The sequence below is a fragment of the Planotetraspora silvatica genome, from assembly GCF_016863315.1.
Classification (GTDB): Bacteria; Actinomycetota; Actinomycetes; order Streptosporangiales; family Streptosporangiaceae; genus Planotetraspora; species Planotetraspora silvatica.
Genome location: NZ_BOOQ01000038.1, coordinates 80,347 through 97,152 on the forward strand (window position 1 = coordinate 80,347; position 16,806 = coordinate 97,152).

Here is a 16,806-nt window from a genome sequence, read left to right on the forward strand (position 1 = left end):
TCGACACCACCCTCAAGAATGCCGGGATCCAAGTCGTGCTCAGCGGCGTCCGGATCCCCCGCATGAATTCCATCATGGAGAGATGGGTGCAGACCTGCCGACGCGAACTGCTGGACCGCACCCTCATCTGGAACGAACGGCATCTGCGCCACACCCTGCGAGAGTTCGAGCATTTCTACAACTCGCACAGGCCGCACCAGGGCATCGCGAACGCCCGCCCGCTACGCCCCCTCCCCCAACCGATCACCGATTCAGGGCAGATCACCCGCCTTGACATACACCGCACCGACCGGCTCGGCGGCCTCCTCCACGAGTACCAACATGCCGCCTGATCAGCGCGGATGAGGTTCTCGGCAAGGGCAAGTCCAGGCGCTCGCAATCACCCGGCTGTCACGCGCCAGGAGCCCGGTATGCCACCTCCATCCGCGCGGCATCGTCGATCTCCTCTGGCGTCAGCAGGACAGCGGTCTTCGTTCGTACCGCCCCAGACGCCGATATTGTGAGACCCAGAGCGGCCGAAGCCGCATTGTTCGGCAGGTCGACGATCACATACGTGTCTGTCTCGCCGAACGCGAAATACATCTGCTCGACCCGGCCGCCGACGCTTTCCGCCATGCGCTCCACCGCTTGCCGGCGTCCGGTGCCGCCATCTTGCAACACTCCTTTGAGGCCATCTGCGGTGTAGGTCGCCTGAATCAGGTACTTGGGCATAGTCGAGTCCCTCTTCTCGTGCCGTCACCCTGGCCGGGGCGGCCATCGCGGTCACGGGGTCGAGGTTCTCGGCTTAGGGTGACGGTAATCCCACCCGCTGTACTGGTTTTCCCCTGTCGCAGTCCTACGCTGCGAAGCCGGCAGCGGTTTTACAGCACGTGACCTTTCCCTGCCGCTCATTACCTCTGACCTGCGGCGAAGCTTTGCCGTACGGCTCACGCCAGCAAGATCATTGCACGGATATTGCACGGTGAGATGATCAAGCTCTTATGCCCGTGCGGCCCCGGACGCTTCTTCCCTGTCCGCGCATCCCGTATGCCATCGACCCATCGCGCGGTTCCCGTTTCGCGCCAGTCCCCCAGTTGGTGTCAGCAAGCCGCATTACCTCGGGACGCAGTGATCAGGAGGCCAACGCTCGTCCCAAGCGCCATAACGAGGGGGAGCTGAATAAACCATGGCATGCCGATGTGGTCAGTGATGGCCAGAGCAGCGAACGCGGTGAGGGCTCCCGCAATAGCTGGGATAGGAGAGAAGCCGAGTGTGCGCTTCAGGGTGATGAGCTGAGTTAGGCGAGCCCCGTAGCCAGACAACCTTTCCGACCGCTCAGGTCAACGACGACCGCAGCGCCAGCCACGCAAGAAAGGATCCGCCCCACCAGATCATCGGCACACCGAATAAGGCGTTACCAAGCGTGGGCCGGCCCTCTAGCCACAGCTGCCATGCCTCGAAGTAGCTGACGTCTGCCACACGCGCAGCGTAGAAGCGGCGAGGCAGGCTGCCTAGTCTTGCGACCGGAAACGATCACCGGAGTGCTGACCGGTCTCAGCGTTACTGGTGATATGGGTCAGGCCGATGAATTTTGCGCTGTCGGTCCACGGTTTCTGGGCTGGTTAGCCACGCACAGCAGCCAGGCACTCGTCGTACAGGTCCATGATGTCGCCCTTGCCGTCATTGTCGACCCACGTCATCGATGCGGCATCCAGGCATGCGAACGCTGTCGCGATCATTGCGCGGGCCTTCGCGCCCACGGTGCCGGTAGCAGCGTCCATACGCGCCTCGATGAGCGGCAGCAGGTCCTCCTGGAATCGCAGTCGCTTTTCGAGCCAACCGGCACGCAGCGAGGCGGTGTTGTGCAGGAGACGGAACCGCTCCAGGGCCTGTTCGCGGCTGTCATGCAAGGCCAGTACGGCCGCAACCCCTGCGCGCAGGGCCTCCCAGACACCGACTTCGACCGGCAGTTCGCTGATCGTGTCTGTCAGGACCTGCCCAAACCGGTCCTGGTTGCCGCCGAGAAGGTCCTCCTTGGTGCCGAAGTAGCGGAAGAGGGTGCGCTGGGAAACACCGGCCTCTCGGGCGATCTGGGCGATGGTCGTCTCGTCGTAGCCCTGCTCGGTGAACAGGCGCAGAGCCGTCTCAAGGATCTCTCGAGAGGCCAGCTGCCGTGTCCGGTCCCACAGCGTGGCCGGTGCACTCCTCGCTGTCTCGGCTTCCTGCTTCATGTGCCCAGGTTAGCTCAACACTGCCAGAGTGACGTGCGCATGCGATTTGGCAGTTACTGCCAAGCAGTCGTACGCTGTCAAAAGGTGACCGTCGCGGTACAGCCCCACGGACCGGAGCCGCGCACCGATCCCCTATCTCCCAGAAGCACGCAAAGGAACGCATCATGTCTGCACCTGCAGCTTTGATCACCGGTGGAACCAGCGGCATCGGCAAGGCGACCGCTGAACTGCTCCGCTCCCGCGGTTACCGCGTCATGGTTACCGGCGTCAGCAACCTCGCCAACTCCGGGCTTCCCGAAGACGTCACGGTCGTCCGCGCCGACGCACGGTCCCTGCCGGGTATTGACCATGCAATGGAGCAGGCACGCCGGCAATTCGGCTCCCTCGACCTGCTCTTCCTCAACGCGGGCATCTCCCGACCCGGCCCGATCGAGTCAACCGACGAAGCCGCCTTCGATGCCCTGTTCGACATCAACGTCAAGGGCACCTTCTTCACCCTGCAAAAGGCGCTTCCGCTCCTCAACGAAGGCGCCTCGGTCGTGTTCACCGTGGGCGCCGGCGAAGGGCTCGGTGCCGCCATGACAGCCGCCAAGGGCGCTCTGGTGCCCCTCATGCGGTCCCTCGCGCTCGAACTCGCCCCCCGCCGCATCCGCGTCAACGCCGTCAGCCCAGGACTGATCAACACCCCTGTCTATAGCAGGATGGGCGTCTCCCAGGAAATGATCGACTCCTGGGTTCGGGACGTCCCGCTTGGCCGCGTCGGCGCACCCGCCGATATCGCCGAAGCCGTGGCCTTCCTCGCTTCGGACGCCGCCAGCTACATCACCGGCGACAACCTCATCGTCTCCGGGGGCATGGGTGTTCACGCCCGCCCCTGACGGGCAGTTCCGCACTCGGCTCTGACCGGGAACGTTCACCGGGGCCAGGCGATCAGGCTGTGGCCTTTGTGAGCCGATGGCCCCAGCGGATGCCCTTCCCGCTGCGGATACGTGCGCGCTCGCGGCGCTCGGCGGTGAGGACGTCGGGGTGGCGGGCGTGGGCGTTACGCCAGCACAAATGGCGGTGATGGTTGCGTGTCCTACGTGGCTGAAGCCCTGGGAGAGGAGAGGGCCGGCAGGTAGGCCGCGGCGTCGCGGGCGTGCGTGCGAGCGGTACTCATCACTGTTTGTGGGCACAAGTACGGGCCTGCGTCCGTCGCCCGCAGGCGTCTCACGGCCGAGTCGGGGCCCCGTATCCGTCGGGGTCGCCGGACTCTGATCAGCTGCGAAGATGGCCTCGTGGATATGGACAAGATTCGTTTTCACGTCGAGGAGATGTCCCGGCTGTTCGGTGTCAAGCCCCCTGAGGTCATCCATGGCACGCCGCCCGAAGGAGCGGACTGCATTCTGAGAAGACTCGGGAAGAGCTCAGTGATCGTCATCGGAGATACTTTCGATGCGTTGCCGAAGCGTTTACAGGATGCGGATATCGCGTGGCTTGTCGCGGCATCCGATCGCGAACGTTCCCGTAAGGACGGTGTATCCATCAGGCGTGGCCTTGTCATAGGCCTTGTGGTCGGCACCCTGGTGGTCCCGTTTGTCATCCTGTTCGACTCGTTGATCCCGGCTGTCGTCGCAATTGTGGCGGTCGTCATCGTGATGAGTCCGTACGCCTTTAGGCAGCGGATATATGGGCTGGACCGCAGGGTGGCGAACGTCTGCGGAGAAGAGATGGTTCGTCACTTCTTCGACTACTGGCAGGAACACCCTCCCCAGATGCGGGGCCTCTATCGACTCGTGATGAAGCTCCAGCCGTCCTTGGCGAAACGAGCCGCTCGGCTGGCGTCCGCGAACCTGTAAACCCCGGAGGCGGTGCAAACCACGGGCTCGCCGAACTCCGATCCCGAACCTGGCCCCGCCCCGACACGCCAGGCGCACACAGCCGCCCGAGGGGGTCGGGTTGAACAGCCTGGTCCGCGCGGGACTCAAAAGGAATACGGTGGCAATCGCCATGACAGCTCTTGACCGGCGGTCAAGCAACGCCATGAGGTCGGACACAAAATGATCGTGGTCCCCAAGACGCCGAAAGGGCCGACCCGATCAATCGGATCAGCCCTCTGAGCTTGGTCGGGACGACAGGATTTGAACCTGCGACCCCTTGACCCCCAGGCAACCCAGACGGGGGTGGGATCAGCCCTGATACCCGCCCCCACCTGCGGAAACGGTCCGCGATTATCCATCGGCGTATGCCGCCATCCGCAGCGATTGTCACTCAGATAGTCACCCAGTCCGCGGCGGTTACGCTGCCCGCCACTCATCCCCCACACACTCCTCCTGGTGGAACCACCAGCCGGCCGCTTCGCCTTACCTCGCTTGATCGCGTCCGCGCCTCCCCATGTTCAACTGCACGTACCAACAACCCGGGGACCGATGGCAGCCCTTCCCGCATTGTGTGGAGACCTGGCCTCTACCTGCTCAGTGCTGGCCGTTACGGCCCGGAGCGTGCAAAAGCCTACGGGCGACGGTGGGGATGACGATCGTTGCAGCGAGCAGGTGCGCAAGAGCCAGCATCAGCTTGGTCGAGGTCACGGTGTCTCCGGCACCAAGCGGGGCGACCAGAGACACAGCGGTGAGCGCAACGGCGACCTGGACGTAGGCGCGCGCCGGGCGGGTCGCGTACCGCGCGAGGAGCACCGCCAGCACCGTCCCCCAGAACGTGCAGATGACCGTGCCCATGGCGAACATACCGATGATGATTGGCTGTGCGGCGCTGGCCCCGATGTTGCCGGCTGACATCGGAATGCCCAGAGCGCGTGCGGCGAGGCCGTACAGCTCGGTCACAGCGGCCGCGGCCATTCCGGTGAGCGCGCTGACCAGCCACACCGGCCAGGCGCGGAGGAAGTTGGCGGGGACGGCGTTGGTCGTGGCGTGCATCGTGGACTCCTTCAAAGGTTGGGTGGTGCGTTCGCCTGAAGGACGAAGCTGAGCCGGTTGACTCGACATCGGCGGCCGGAAATGCGCGGAAGAATGTCGGCGGGATGTCGAGGACGGCGCGTCTGCTCCGTCTGCTGGGTGACAGCGCGCCGACGGGGTGCGCGGACCGGAAGGATGCCCAAGATGAAGTACCTGATGCTGATCTACGGCAACCAGGAGAAGTGGAGCTCGCTCCCGGCGGAGGAGTGGCCGGAGGCCCTCGCCAAGCAGGGCGCGTTCAACGAGAAGTACCGGGAGACCGGCGAGCTTTTGGGTGCCTACGGCCTGGCTGATGCGGCGGCCGCCCGATTGGTGCTGCGCAAGGACGGGGCCCCAGCCGTTACCGATGGCCCGTACCTGGAGACCAAGGAGTACATCGCCAGCTTCTACCTGCTGGACTGCGAGAGCGAGGAACGGGCGCAGGAGATCGCGGCGGACATGCCCTGGGCCGACCTCGAGCCGGTCGAGGTGTGGCCGATCCTGCACGAGGCCGCGGCCGACCTGTGAGCCGGGATCGGGGCGTCGAGGATCTGCTGCGCGAGCTGGCGCCGCAGGTCCTCGGCGCGCTGGTCCGCCGGTACGGGCAGTTCGACGCGTGCGAGGACGCCACACAGGAGGCCCTGCTGAAGGCTGCGATGCGGTGGCCGACAGAGGGGGTACCGGACAATCCCCGGGGTTGGCTGGTCACCGTTGCCGCCCATCGGTTGATGGACGAGTTCCGCAGCGACCAGTCGCGGCGACGGCGAGAGAACGCGCTTTTCATGGCGACCCCACAATCCGCGTTGCTGGCCGCACCCGCAGACGCCGAGCCGGAGAAGGACCGGGACGAAACGCTGACCCTGCTGTTCCTGTGCTGCCACCCCGCGCTTTCGGCGCCCAGCCAGATCGCGCTGACGCTGCGCGCGGTCGGCGGACTCACCACGGCGCAGATCGCAGCGGCTTTCCTGGTCCCGGAGGCCACCATGGCCCAGCGCATCAGTCGGGCCAAGCAGAGCATCAAGGCGAGCGGGGCGTCCTTCGCGATGCCGGACGCCGCCGAGTGGGCCGAGCGGGGACGCGCCGTGCTGCACGTGCTGTACCTCATCTTCAACGAGGGCTACACCGCCACCATCGGACCAGACCTCACCGCGCCACAACTGTCCGACGAGGCGATCCGGCTCACCCGCCGGCTCCGGCGGCTCCTGCCGGATGACGGCGAGGTCGCCGGGCTGCTCGCCTTGATGCTGCTCACCGACGCGCGCGAGCCCGCGCGCACCCGGCCTGACGGGAGCCTGGTGCCGCTGGAGGAACAAGACCGCAGCAAATGGGACCGTCGAAGCATCACCGAAGGGGTCGAGCTGATCACCGAGACCCTGCCCCGAGGCCAGGTCGGCCCGTACCAGCTGCAGGCTGCCATCGCCGCGGTCCATGACGAGGCAGAGCACCTGGACGCGACGGACTGGCCACAGATCCTCGCCCTGTATGAACTCCTGGAACAGATAGCGCCGAACCCGATGGTGACCCTTAACCGTGCGGTCGCCGTCGCCAAGGTGCGTGGGCCTGCCGCTGGGCTATATCTGCTCGCACAACTGGAGTCCGATCACCGGATGGCACGCCACCACCGCCTACTCGCGACCCGGGCACACCTGTTGGAACTGGCCGGCGAGTACTCCGCAGCAGCGGCCAGCTACCAGGAGGCCGCCCGGCGGGCCACCACCTTGCCCGAGCGCCGGCACCTGATCGCCCGCGCCACACGACTTGCCAGCGAAATGGCGCCTAACCTCCATCCGCCAAATCGCGGGCCATTAGCGGGCCATTAACCAGGGTGACGAGGGGTCAGCCACGGTCACTCATGACCGGCCCGAAGCCCAGCTCAGCGCCCGTATGAGGCGTGATCCATACGCTTCCCAAGCTGACAGCGCGGGTTCGATTCCCGTCACCCGCGCCACACACAAAGGTCCAGGTCAGCGGATGATTCCCGAGCTGGGCCTCGATCTTTGTTGGGGTTGTTTCTCACTCGCGTGCCAGATTCGTGCCAGATCAGTTGATCTTCACTCCGGCATAGGGCAGATCATCCCCGTCGCCATCCTTCGCGCTGAGTCCGCGGCTGACGATCCCGCCCATGGCGTCAGCAATTGCACGATCTCTGTCCTTGGCAGCGTGCAGATAGACCGTGGCCGCCTTCGTGTTGGAGTGGCCGATGCGCGTCATCAGTTCCTTGAGGTCGTGCCAGCGGCCGCCGCCAGCGTGTTCCCCATGTGCCGAAGGTCATGGATGTGGATCTTTGGCAGTCCGGACGCGACGAGCGGGATGGACGGGCCTAGGTGGAGCTAGCGCCGCAGCACGTCAGTCGAATAGTACTGTCACGTCCAAGCCGCCCTCGGGACGTGGATGGGCCGTCAACTGCGCGCCGTGTGCTTCGGCGACGGCCTGCACGATGACCAGGCCCAGACCGTGGCCGTCGGCGGTGTGGGTTCGTTCCGTACCGAGTCGCTGGAACGGTTGGAACAGCCGCCGTACGTCCTGCGATCGGATGGTTGGGCCGGTGTTGCCGACCGACAGGCGCGCGTGCCCATTCGTGAGTTCGGTGGCGATGGTGACGTGTCCGTCGGGAACGTTGTGGCGGAGCGCGTTGTCGACCAGATTGCCGATCATGCTGGCGATGAGGTGGGGGTCGCCGCTCAGCGGTGCAGGGTCCAGCGATGCCTGAACCGTGATGGATCGCCGGCTGGCCTCTGCACCGCGCGACATCATCACCCGGTTGGTGACATCAGCCAGGTCGACCACTTCCCGGTGCTCGATACCCTTCTGGCCTTCCGCCAGCGTGAGCAGGGCGTCGATCAACCGTTCCTGCCGTTCTCCGAGACCGAGCGCTTCCTCGCACGCGGCTCGCAGGCTGGCCTCGCTCGCGTCGGGGTCGGCGAGCGCGACCTGGAGTACGGCGCGCTGACCGGCCAGCGGGGTGCGCAGCTCGTGCGAGGCGTTGGCCACGAAGTGGCGCTGCGCTGCGAACGAGGAGTCCAGCCGCTCGAACAGGTCGTCGAGGGTGCGACCCAGCTTGACCAACTCGTCGTCCGGGCCGTGCAGGCCGAGCCGCCGGTTGAGGTTGGTGGCGGAGATCTCCTGGGCGGTCGCGGTCATGGCACGCAGCGGGCGGAGGATGCGTCCGGCCAGCCACCACGCGGTCAGCGCGGTGAGGACCACGACGATGACCGCGACGGTCGCGAGCGCGGCGTCGACCTGCTGGGTGGCTGTGTCCGGCGGAGGGACGGCATCCCCCGCCCGGAGGCGGGCCTGGCCTCTCCCCAAGAGGAAGCCGGCGACCAGCAGCATCGGCACGATCACGGCCAGAACCAGGCCGGCGTACAGCGCCGTGAGCTGCACGCGCAGGGACGGCCTGCGCAGGTGGCGCCGGGCACGGCCGATCACCGTTGGGTGCGATGCGGCATTCATCGCGGAGCTCCGATCCGGTAGCCGCCCTCGCGGACGGTTTCGATCACCGGCGGCTCGCCGAGTTTGGCCCGCAATCGGCGCACCGTCGTCTTGACGGCCGTGGTGAACGGGTCAGCAGCTTCATCCCAGACCCGTTCCAGCAACTCCTCCGTGGACACAACCCGGTCACCGGCGGCGAGCAGGCATTCCAGCAGGGCGAACTCCTTCGGGGTGAGCATCAAGCGCCGCCCGCCACGAAAGGCCACCCGCCGGCTCGGGTCCAGGGTCAGATCTTCCGCCTGGATGATCGGCGGTACAGCGGGCGCCGAGCGCCGGCCCAGTGCGCGCACGCGGGCGACGAGTTCGGCGAAGTCGAACGGTTTGGGGAGGTAGTCGTCGGCGCCCAAACCCAGCCCCTCGACCCGGTCCCGCACGGTGCCCGCGGCGGTGAGCATCAATACTCGCGACCCGGCGCCACCGGCGGCGATGTCACGGCACACGTCGTCGCCGGGTGTGCCCGGCAGGTCGCGGTCCAGCACCACCACGTCGTATCGGGTGGCCGCCAGATGTGCCAGAGCGTCGTCGCCGTCGAGAACGACGTCCACCGCCATGCCCTCGCGGCGCAACCCGGTCCCGATCGCCCTCGCCAGAATCTCGAAGTCTTCGACGACCAGAACGCGCACGACCGTCCTCCTCGCCGGTGGTGGTGCCGTCTCCCGCCCATCGCGTTCGGTAGGCGGCGACCGCACTGCTCACGATGCCAGGGATCGGGTGTCAGCCGGGTGTCAGCTGCCGACACCCGGCTGACACCGGCCGTGCCATACAACCATCCCGGAACGGCGTCCAGCACACGAGCGAAATTCTCATTCGGAAAGGACCGGACGTGAGAGATCCACAGTTGACGCGGCGTAGGTTCCTGGCCGTCACCGGTGCCAGTGCAGCGGCCGGCGGACTGCTGACGACCAGCTCGACGGGCAGCGCCCATGCGGCCACACCGGACCTCACCCGGGCGGTGCTGGCGGCCTTCGAGCGCCACCAGCTCGTTGCGATCGGTGAGTCACACGGTCAGCAGGAACACGGTGACGCGCAGCAGATGCTGCTCGCCGATCCGCGGTTGCCGCAGGTGGTCGACGACATCGTCGTCGAGTTCGGCAACGCCCTGTACCAGCCGACCATGGACCGGTTCGTCGCCGGCGGGGCGGTCGATGACCCGGTGTTGCAGCAGGTCTGGCGGAACACCACGCAGTCGCCCGGGGCCACCGGCGACCAGCCGATCCGTGAACAGTTCTTCCGGACTGTGCGGGCGGTCAACTGGACGCTGCCCCCGAAGCGAAGGATCCGGGTGCTGCTCGGGGATCCGCCGATCGACTGGTCCCACATCACCACGCAAGACCAAGTGGATGCCTTTCTCGACCAACGTGATGTCCACATGGCGTCAGTGGTGGAGCGGGAAGTGCTCGCCAAGGGACGCCGGGCACTGATCTGCTACGGCAGCGGGCATGTGATGCACTCGCCGGCACCAGGACAGAACGCCGACCACGGAGTCCCGCTGATCGAGGAACAGACCGGCCAGCACGTCTACGTGATCGTGGCCGGCAGCCATCCCCGCCTGGCAACCTGTCCCCGGCGCACCGTGATCCCGTGCTCGGGCACGTGGCTGGAATCCACCGACGCGGGAGAGTTCATGGACGCGCCGCGGCTGTGCGGCGTCCCCTTGGGGAAGCTGGCCGACGCCGTGCTGTACCTGGGGCAACCGACGGACCTGACGCAGTCGCTGTGGAACCCTGCGATCTTCCTCGATCCGGAGTACTGGGCAGAACTCCAGCGGCGCAACGCGCTCAACGGCAACTTGATCGACCTGGAACAGTACCGGCAGGAGCAGCCGATCACCTGGCCCGCGCCGCCTCCCGTGAGCTGCGCCACCGACCAGGGTCACTGACTGCGAGAAGCGCCGATTCACCCGGTTTTCGGCGAAACTCCGCCAACATAAATACGAAGTACTTTCTCACTTTTAGGCGGCTGTAGTGCCGTGTGTACGGCAGAGGGAGCGGTTCCCTATCGGCCGCTGAGCGCGGTTGGACGATGCTGGCCGCGACCGGCCGGCCGCTCGGGGTGCGTAGCCGCGGTAGGCCCGCCACTCGTCCTCGACGTCGAACGGGTCACCCGTGAGCCGGTCGACCAGGTCGGCGACAGGCGACACCGACGGGGCGGTCGGATCCGACGCCGGAGGAGTTGGAGCGGTTCTTCTTCCTGGATCAGGCCGCGTTGGAGCCCGCGCGCCAGAACGTCGGCGGCACAACCGGCTGGGCTTTGCAGTCCGGTGAGGGACGGTGCGGATGCTCGGCATGTTTCTGGAGGATCCGGGGGACGTGCCGCGAGTGGTGGTCGAGTACGCGGCCGAGCAGCTGGGTGTCGATGATCCGTCGTGCATGAAGGAGTACGGGGAGCGGCTGCAGACTCAGGGTTCTCGTGGTGGGACGACGGTGTCGACGAGGCCGGTGAGGACGTCGTAGACGAGTCCGGAGACCTGGATGCCGTCGAGGCAGGGTTCTGCGCGCAGCGCGGCGACATCGCGGGTGACGGCGGCCCGCGGGTCGCCGACTGCGACGGCGGACAGGTTCTCCTCGGCCACCTCGAAGTAGGAGGTCAGCATGTCGGCCCGGTTCTGGATGAGCGTGAGGCCGCACTGGGTGTGCTGGAGTACGACGATGTGCCTCTCGGACGGGATGTCGGGCTGGTTGGCCCGCGCCACCTCCTGGAGTATGAGCAGTTGCTCGATCGTCCGCGGGGTGACCCGTCCGCCGGGGTTGCGCAGCACGGCGATCTCGCCTTGCTCGGCGCCGAGTACGACGGCTGGATCCACCCGGGGGTCGAGGCAGGTGATGACGGTGGTGTTCAGGCTCGGCCGCATACGCAGTCGCGGGTCGAATCGCGTCTCGGCGAACACTCGGTTCCGGCGGATGAGGGCTTCCAAGATGCTCATGGTGTGCTCCTTCGGGACACGAATACTGAGTCGATGTTCAGGAAGATGAGCTGCCGGCCCGAGGTGGTGTTGTCGGGTTGGTAGCGCGGTACGAACCGGCGGGTGGGGGTAGGCGAATCCGTCGTATTGCCGGTAGTGGGTGTCAGCGGGCCCCGAGGACGTCCGTGCTGTAGTCGTGCCGGCGCACCCTGGCGGGGGGTGCCCGGTGTGATCGCTATGAGCTCATGACCACCACACCGGGCTGCGGGCGAGCTATCGCGATGCGAGAGCCGGGTACAGGGCGGTGACGGGCTGGGAGAGCGCGGCGTGCACACGCTGGGTCATGTCGTCGACGAGTACTTCGTGCTCGCCGGCCTCCAGCGCGTCGAATACCGGCGCGACGACGTCGGACGGCTTGTGCTTGTCGGGCGAGGGGTTGTCGGCTTGCATCGGCGTGTCGGTGGGGCCGAAGTAGGCGCCGAGCACCTGCACTCCGTCGGGTGCGAGTTCGAGCCGGATGGCGTTCGTCGCCATCCACAGGCCGGCCTTGGAGACGCTGTGGGCCTTGCCGATCGCGAACCAGCTGAGGACGGAGCCCACGTTGACGAGCGCGCCCTTGGCCGATCGGAGTGCGGGTGCGAGGGCGCGGGTGAGGCGGATCGGTCCGACCAGGTTCGTCTCGATGGTCGCGGTGATGTCCTCGATCGGGGCGCTCAGCAGGTCACCTCGGGGGAAGACGGCCGCGTTGTTCACCAGGACGGTGGTGTCGCCGGCCTCGCCCGCGGCCCGTTCGATCGAGGCGGGGTCGGTCAGGTCCAGGTGCAGCGGCACGACGCGCTTGTCGTCCCATTCCTTCGGGTTTCGCGCGGCGGCATAGACACGGGCCGCGCCTCGCTCGAGGGCGGCCTGGACGAGTGCGGTACCGAGCCCGCCGTTGGCGCCCGTGACGAGGACGGTCGCGTTGTTCAGCGATGTCATCTTCTTGTTCCCTTTCACTCAGCAGTGATCTCTTGCGATGAGAAGGCCGGCGCTAGGCCGCATGGGCCTTCCGGCGCCGTGCAGTGCGCGTGCCGGTGACGACCACGCCGGCCATGGCCAGGACCGCGATGACGATCCCGAAGCCGGTCGCCATGGACGTCACGCCGACGGCCCCGGCGAACTGGCCGGCGATGATCGCGGGGATGCCCATGGCGAGATAGCCCACGAGGTAGATGGCGGTGAACAGCCCCGCGCGCTCGTGAGCCTTCACCTCGGGCACGAGTCCCCGGGTGATCCCCGAGAACGACGCACCGAGCCCCGCGCCGCCCAACACGGCGGCGATCCACAGGAAGGGCAGTGCTTCGGCGCGGACGCTCACGATGAACTCGAACGCGCCGACGGTTATCGCACTGGCTCCGAGAAGCCTCAAGTGGTGAGGCCGCACGCCGGTCGTGATCGCCGATACCACGGTCCCGACGCCGAAGGTGACGAACGCGGCCAACGCGCCGACGAGTGGGGTCCTGACCTCGAACACGGCGCCCATCACGATGGGGACCAGGCCCAGGAACAGCGCCATCGTCATGAACGCGCTGATCACCACCGGCATGGTTGATGCGAAGAGACCGCGTACCTGGGGCGGCACCGAGACGCGCGGGACCAGCGATGCCAGCGCGCCCGGCTTGCGGGACGACGTCTCCGGGGTGAACACGGTGAAGACGGTTCCGGCGGCCATGACCACGACGAGAACCCGCCAGGCCGTGAACGCGGGGTCGGAGACGAACTGGTCGAGCAGGCCCGTGAAGAGCGCTCCGATGCCCAGGCCCGCCAGGGGCGCCATGCTGGTCATCAGGGCGCCGAGCTTTTTGTGCCGCTCGGGAGCGAGTTCCACGACCGCGGCGCTGAGCGAGCTGGAGGCCGCCCCGGTGGCGACTCCCTGGACGATGCGGGCGGTGATGAGCCAGCCGATCGAGGGCGCGAACAGGAATACCAGCATCGCCGCCAGTTCGACCGTGAGCGCAGCGATCATGAGTGGGCGCCGGCCGACGTGGTCGGACAGTGATCCGATCACCAGGATCGCGATCAGGAGCGCGATGGCGTAGACGCCGAACGCGAGCGTCAGTTGCCAGGGCGCGAGGCCCCAGTTCTTCTGGTAGATCGGCAGGAGCGGCGTGGGGGCGCCGGCCGCGACGAGGATCGCCACCATCGCCGCCGAGATGCCGGCGAAGCCGACGGTGCGCGGCAGGTGCGGCCGGTGCGAGGACGGGTTTTGCGCTCGCCGGCCTTCGGGGCCGGAAAGCAAGCCAACCGTGTCTGGATTGGTCACAGCACCACCTAGGTCAGTCTCTGCCGCCGTTGAGGAGGTCGGCGTGCGAGCGGGCGTACTCGCCGACCGTCATCGACCGGCGGTCGGTGAGTTTCTCGATGTTGTCGTCGGCGCCCGACATGCGGCCGTTCTGGTAGTCGAGCATCGCGCCGGTGATGTGCGCGACGCCGTAGGGGGGCACGCCGGCCGCCTCGAGGTGCGCGGCGTACTCCGCCATGGGCGGGTTCTCAAAGACGATCTTCCTGCCCAGGGCCTCGGTGAGTTCGGCCGCCATCTGCTCGTGGCCCATCTCGACCGGGCCGGAGAGCGGGATGGTGGTGCCGATGTGCGCTTCGGGGTGCAGCAGCAGCGCGGCGATGGCGCGCCCTTGGTCCTCGGCGGCGACGGGGGAACTGGTGCCCTCGCCCACGGGCATGTACAGGACGCCCTCCCGCAGCTTGGGCAGCATCCAGGAGTACTGCAACCACTCGAGGAAGAGGGTCGGGCGGAGATGGACGACGTTCAGCCCGGACCAGTTGAGCACCTCTTCGGCGATGTAGGTGTCGCGGCACGAGGGGCTGGTGGACTCGCGGTTCGCGGACCGCTGGGAGCAGTTGAGGACCGCCTTGACGCCCGTCTCCTTCGCGGCCTGGGCGAAGTTGACGGTCGCGTGGATGAGCCCCGGCGCGACCGGATAGCACAGATATGCCGCGTCCACGCCTTCCATGGCCGGCCGGAGGGTGTTGGGGTCCAGGAAGTCTCCGACGACGACCTCGGCTCCCTGGTCGGCGAGGGCCTGGGAACGTGCGTCGATGCTGCGCACCATGGCCCTGACGTTGAGGCCGAGGGCGATGGACTCCCGGACGGTCGCTCGCCCGGTGTCACCGGTCGCCCCCGAGACGAGGACGGTCTTGCTTGTAGCTGATGAGGACATATGGTTCTCCGCTGGTCGATTCACGATGCGGTTGTGGACTGGGTGGAGTCAGCAGCCCCGTGCCGAACGGATCGGGGATCTTCGTGCCGTACGGCACGAGCCGAGTGGCCGCGATCCCGACCGGCAGGGTGCACCGGGAGTCTCCCGGCGCCGGTTCGCGTGACGAGCAGCCCGCCGATCACGGGTTCGAGGTGAGGGCGAAGGCGTCCGGGCCCGCCGTGGACGCGGCGAGCGACGGGGACCGTACGCGGGCTGTGCGTGACTGCCCGTCGCAACTTTGGACTAGGACGGTCGCCCAGGTCCGTTCGGTCATGTCGGTGACCCTAGGCGTGATACTTCGTTTTTGCAAGTCAACTTCACAGAACGAATCGAACAGCAGATTAAAGAGATTGCTATAGTTGAAGCATGAAGCGTCGTGATTACGGGCAGTACTGCGGCCTGGCCCGCGCGTTGGAGCTCGTGGGCGAACGATGGGCGCTGCTGATCGTGCGCGATCTCGCAGTGCGGCCGCACCGCTACACCGACCTGCTCGACGGGCTGCCGGGCATTCCCACCAACGTGCTCTCCACCCGACTCAAGGAGCTCGAGCAGTCGGGCATCGTCGAACGCCGCGTCGCGCCGGCCCCGCAACGCGGCGTCCTCTACACGCTGACCTCCGTCGGCCGCGAACTCGAGCCGGCCATCTTCGCCCTCGGGCGCTGGGGCGCCGCGCACACGGGCGAGCCACGGCCGGGCGAGATCGTCACGCCCGAGTCGCTGATCATGAACCTGCGGGGAGTATTCAACGCCGAAGCCGCGGCCGGGGTGACCGCGACCTGGGAGGTCCGCGCCCCCGACCTGGTGGTGCACCTCGCGGTCACCGACGGGAAGCTCGAAGCCGGCGTAGGCCCGGCTCCAGGCGAGCCCGATCTCGCAATCGCCTTCCAGCCGGACGGGCTCCCCTCCTACTGGGAGCTCACCCGGGCGGCCAAGTGCGGGCTGGTCGAACTGTCCGGGCGCCGCGAACTGCTGAACACCTTCCTGCACCTGTTCGCCATCCCCCAGCCGGCCTGAAGCAGGCCGTAAGCCCCGCGCCGACGACCTGGATGTTCTGCACGGCGAGTTCGAGCCGCAGGCCGTCGGTCAGGGACCAGAACGCGGACTTGGTCGAGGGGTGGGCCGAGGGCGAGGCCCGACAGCTCAGTCCAGAGTGGATGTCAACCAGCGCCCCACCGCCGTTGCGACCGTCCGCGTGACCCCCTTCGCCCGGGTGGCCGGCTTCTATAAGCACGAGTTCGAAGTTTTCGATCCCGCAGGTGGTTCGCTGACACGTCCGCCACGGTCTGACAGAAAGCGGACATACGCGGCCGTAACCTGGTGGCATGGCACGCATCGTGATCGTCGAAGATGACGCCGCCATCGGGGACAGACTCGCCGGGATGCTGCGGGGGCTGGGTCATGAGGCTGAATGGTGCCCCGACGGCGCCACGGCCGTGGCCAGGGTCGCCCGCGAGCCGGCCGAGTTGATTTTGGTCGATCTCGGACTGCCCGACGTCGACGGCTTCAGGCTGTGCCACCGCCTTCGGGTAAGCGCGCCGACAGCCGTGCTTGTCGTCCTGACCGCGCGTACCGAGGAGATGGACGTCATCCAGGCCCTGGAATCCGGCGCGGACGATTACCTGACCAAACCGTTCCGGCTCGCCGAGCTGCAGGCCCGGATCGCGGCGCATCTGCGCCGTGCCGCGCCTGCCGGACACGATGATGCCGATCGGGTTCACCTGGGTTCGTTGCTGATCGACCTTGCCGCGAGGCGCTGTTCCACCCCTGCGGGCGATGTGGACTTACGCCCTCGGGAATTCGACCTGCTGGTTCGGCTGGCCGCCTCATCGGGACAGGCCGTCAGCCGTGAGGACCTGATGAGCGAGGTCTGGGACGAGAACTGGTTCGGTTCCACCAAGACCCTTGACGTGCACGTCGCGGCGTTGCGCCGGAAGCTCGGCGACCGCGTGCGGATCACGACGTTGCGGCACTTCGGGTACCGGCTTGAATCCCCCAGCGGCTGAGACAAAGGCCGAGAC

General features: G+C 67.1%; 20 protein-coding genes and 1 pseudogene. 9 read left to right on the forward strand and 12 right to left on the reverse strand.

Features of this window, described 5'->3' with window-relative positions; genetic code table 11:
* Window positions 1–35 precede the first annotated feature (35 nt).
* Entirely contained in the window at window positions 36–332 is a 297-nt protein-coding gene (locus tag Psi02_RS27200; protein WP_275415262.1) for an integrase core domain-containing protein, read from the forward strand.
* A 58-nt stretch (window positions 333–390) separates the two neighbouring features.
* Here Psi02_RS27200 and Psi02_RS27205 read toward each other — a convergent pair whose 3' ends face one another.
* Together Psi02_RS27205 and Psi02_RS27210 are read right to left on the reverse strand one after the other, a co-directional pair.
* Window positions 391–711 carry a GYD domain-containing protein gene (locus Psi02_RS27205; protein ID WP_203978507.1) on the reverse strand — a complete coding sequence of 107 codons (321 nt, stop codon included), beginning with the start codon at window positions 709–711 and terminating at the stop codon, window positions 391–393.
* An 890-nt stretch (window positions 712–1,601) separates the two neighbouring features.
* On the reverse strand, window positions 1,602–2,210 hold the full coding sequence (locus tag Psi02_RS27210) for a TetR/AcrR family transcriptional regulator (RefSeq protein WP_203978508.1): 609 nt from the start codon (window positions 2,208–2,210) through the stop codon (window positions 1,602–1,604).
* A 164-nt stretch (window positions 2,211–2,374) separates the two neighbouring features.
* Here Psi02_RS27210 and Psi02_RS27215 point away from each other — a divergent pair, with 164 nt between their 5' ends.
* Window positions 2,375–3,088 (forward strand): SDR family NAD(P)-dependent oxidoreductase, encoded by a 714-nt coding sequence (locus tag Psi02_RS27215; protein WP_203978509.1) that lies wholly within the window; start codon window positions 2,375–2,377, stop codon window positions 3,086–3,088.
* 52 nt (window positions 3,089–3,140) lie between these two features.
* Here the strand turns inward: Psi02_RS27215 and Psi02_RS40995 are convergent.
* A pseudogene (locus Psi02_RS40995) lies at window positions 3,141–3,269 on the reverse strand (IS630 family transposase); the annotation flags it as partial.
* Between the two features lie 224 nt (window positions 3,270–3,493).
* Between Psi02_RS40995 and Psi02_RS27220 the strand changes: the two are divergent.
* Window positions 3,494–4,048: a hypothetical protein gene (locus Psi02_RS27220; RefSeq protein ID WP_203978510.1), complete on the forward strand. Its 555-nt coding sequence runs from the start codon at window positions 3,494–3,496 to the stop codon at window positions 4,046–4,048.
* A 615-nt stretch (window positions 4,049–4,663) separates the two neighbouring features.
* Here the strand turns inward: Psi02_RS27220 and Psi02_RS27225 are convergent.
* Window positions 4,664–5,122 (reverse strand): DUF6069 family protein, encoded by a 459-nt coding sequence (locus Psi02_RS27225; protein ID WP_203978511.1) that lies wholly within the window; start codon window positions 5,120–5,122, stop codon window positions 4,664–4,666.
* 183 nt (window positions 5,123–5,305) lie between these two features.
* Here Psi02_RS27225 and Psi02_RS27230 point away from each other — a divergent pair, with 183 nt between their 5' ends.
* Complete coding sequence (locus tag Psi02_RS27230) at window positions 5,306–5,668, forward strand: YciI family protein (protein ID WP_203978512.1); 363 nt, start codon at window positions 5,306–5,308, stop codon at window positions 5,666–5,668.
* Window positions 5,665–6,960, forward strand: coding sequence for an RNA polymerase sigma factor (locus Psi02_RS27235; protein WP_203978513.1), 1,296 nt, complete (start codon window positions 5,665–5,667; stop codon window positions 6,958–6,960). Before Psi02_RS27230 ends, Psi02_RS27235 begins: the two co-directional genes overlap by 4 nt.
* 220 nt (window positions 6,961–7,180) lie before the next feature.
* Here Psi02_RS27235 and Psi02_RS27240 read toward each other — a convergent pair whose 3' ends face one another.
* The 3 genes from Psi02_RS27240 to Psi02_RS27250 all read right to left on the reverse strand — a co-directional run bounded on the left by Psi02_RS27240 (window position 7,181) and on the right by Psi02_RS27250 (window position 9,255).
* Window positions 7,181–7,351, reverse strand: a complete 171-nt coding sequence (locus Psi02_RS27240) for a hypothetical protein (RefSeq protein ID WP_203978514.1) — start codon at window positions 7,349–7,351, stop codon at window positions 7,181–7,183.
* A 135-nt stretch (window positions 7,352–7,486) separates the two neighbouring features.
* Window positions 7,487–8,593 (reverse strand): sensor histidine kinase, encoded by a 1,107-nt coding sequence (locus Psi02_RS27245; RefSeq protein WP_203978515.1) that lies wholly within the window; start codon window positions 8,591–8,593, stop codon window positions 7,487–7,489.
* Window positions 8,590–9,255, reverse strand: coding sequence for a response regulator transcription factor (locus Psi02_RS27250; RefSeq protein WP_203978516.1), 666 nt, complete (start codon window positions 9,253–9,255; stop codon window positions 8,590–8,592). Before Psi02_RS27250 ends, Psi02_RS27245 begins: the two co-directional genes overlap by 4 nt.
* Before the next feature lie 200 nt (window positions 9,256–9,455).
* On the opposite strand from Psi02_RS27250, the gene Psi02_RS27255 reads away from it, so the two are divergent.
* Both Psi02_RS27255 and Psi02_RS27260 read left to right on the forward strand, forming a co-directional pair.
* Complete coding sequence (locus tag Psi02_RS27255; protein ID WP_203978517.1) at window positions 9,456–10,511, forward strand: hypothetical protein; 1,056 nt, start codon at window positions 9,456–9,458, stop codon at window positions 10,509–10,511.
* 406 nt (window positions 10,512–10,917) lie between these two features.
* Window positions 10,918–11,085 (forward strand): DUF4158 domain-containing protein, encoded by a 168-nt coding sequence (locus Psi02_RS27260; RefSeq protein ID WP_239095197.1) that lies wholly within the window; start codon window positions 10,918–10,920, stop codon window positions 11,083–11,085.
* Here Psi02_RS27260 and Psi02_RS27265 read toward each other — a convergent pair.
* The 5 genes from Psi02_RS27265 to Psi02_RS40805 form a co-directional block, all read right to left on the reverse strand.
* Complete coding sequence (locus Psi02_RS27265) at window positions 11,031–11,555, reverse strand: carbonic anhydrase (protein ID WP_203978519.1); 525 nt, start codon at window positions 11,553–11,555, stop codon at window positions 11,031–11,033. The genes Psi02_RS27260 and Psi02_RS27265 overlap by 55 nt on opposite strands.
* Window positions 11,556–11,807: 252 nt before the next feature.
* Window positions 11,808–12,512, reverse strand: coding sequence for an SDR family oxidoreductase (locus Psi02_RS27270; RefSeq protein WP_203978520.1), 705 nt, complete (start codon window positions 12,510–12,512; stop codon window positions 11,808–11,810).
* A gap of 52 nt (window positions 12,513–12,564) precedes the next feature.
* Entirely contained in the window at window positions 12,565–13,836 is a 1,272-nt protein-coding gene (locus Psi02_RS27275; RefSeq protein ID WP_203978521.1) for an MFS transporter, read from the reverse strand.
* Window positions 13,837–13,849: 13 nt separating this feature from the next.
* A complete protein-coding gene (locus Psi02_RS27280) occupies window positions 13,850–14,749 on the reverse strand; it encodes an NmrA family NAD(P)-binding protein (RefSeq protein WP_203978522.1) in 900 nt (299 codons plus the stop codon).
* 178 nt (window positions 14,750–14,927) lie between these two features.
* Window positions 14,928–15,062: a hypothetical protein gene (locus tag Psi02_RS40805; protein WP_275415263.1), complete on the reverse strand. Its 135-nt coding sequence runs from the start codon at window positions 15,060–15,062 to the stop codon at window positions 14,928–14,930.
* 92 nt (window positions 15,063–15,154) lie between these two features.
* Here Psi02_RS40805 and Psi02_RS27285 point away from each other — a divergent pair, with 92 nt between their 5' ends.
* Together Psi02_RS27285 and Psi02_RS27290 are read left to right on the forward strand one after the other, a co-directional pair.
* Window positions 15,155–15,802, forward strand: a complete 648-nt coding sequence (locus Psi02_RS27285; RefSeq protein WP_203978523.1) for a winged helix-turn-helix transcriptional regulator — start codon at window positions 15,155–15,157, stop codon at window positions 15,800–15,802.
* A gap of 308 nt (window positions 15,803–16,110) precedes the next feature.
* A complete protein-coding gene (locus tag Psi02_RS27290) occupies window positions 16,111–16,791 on the forward strand; it encodes a response regulator transcription factor (protein ID WP_203978524.1) in 681 nt (226 codons plus the stop codon).
* The last annotated feature ends 15 nt before the right edge of the window (window positions 16,792–16,806 follow it).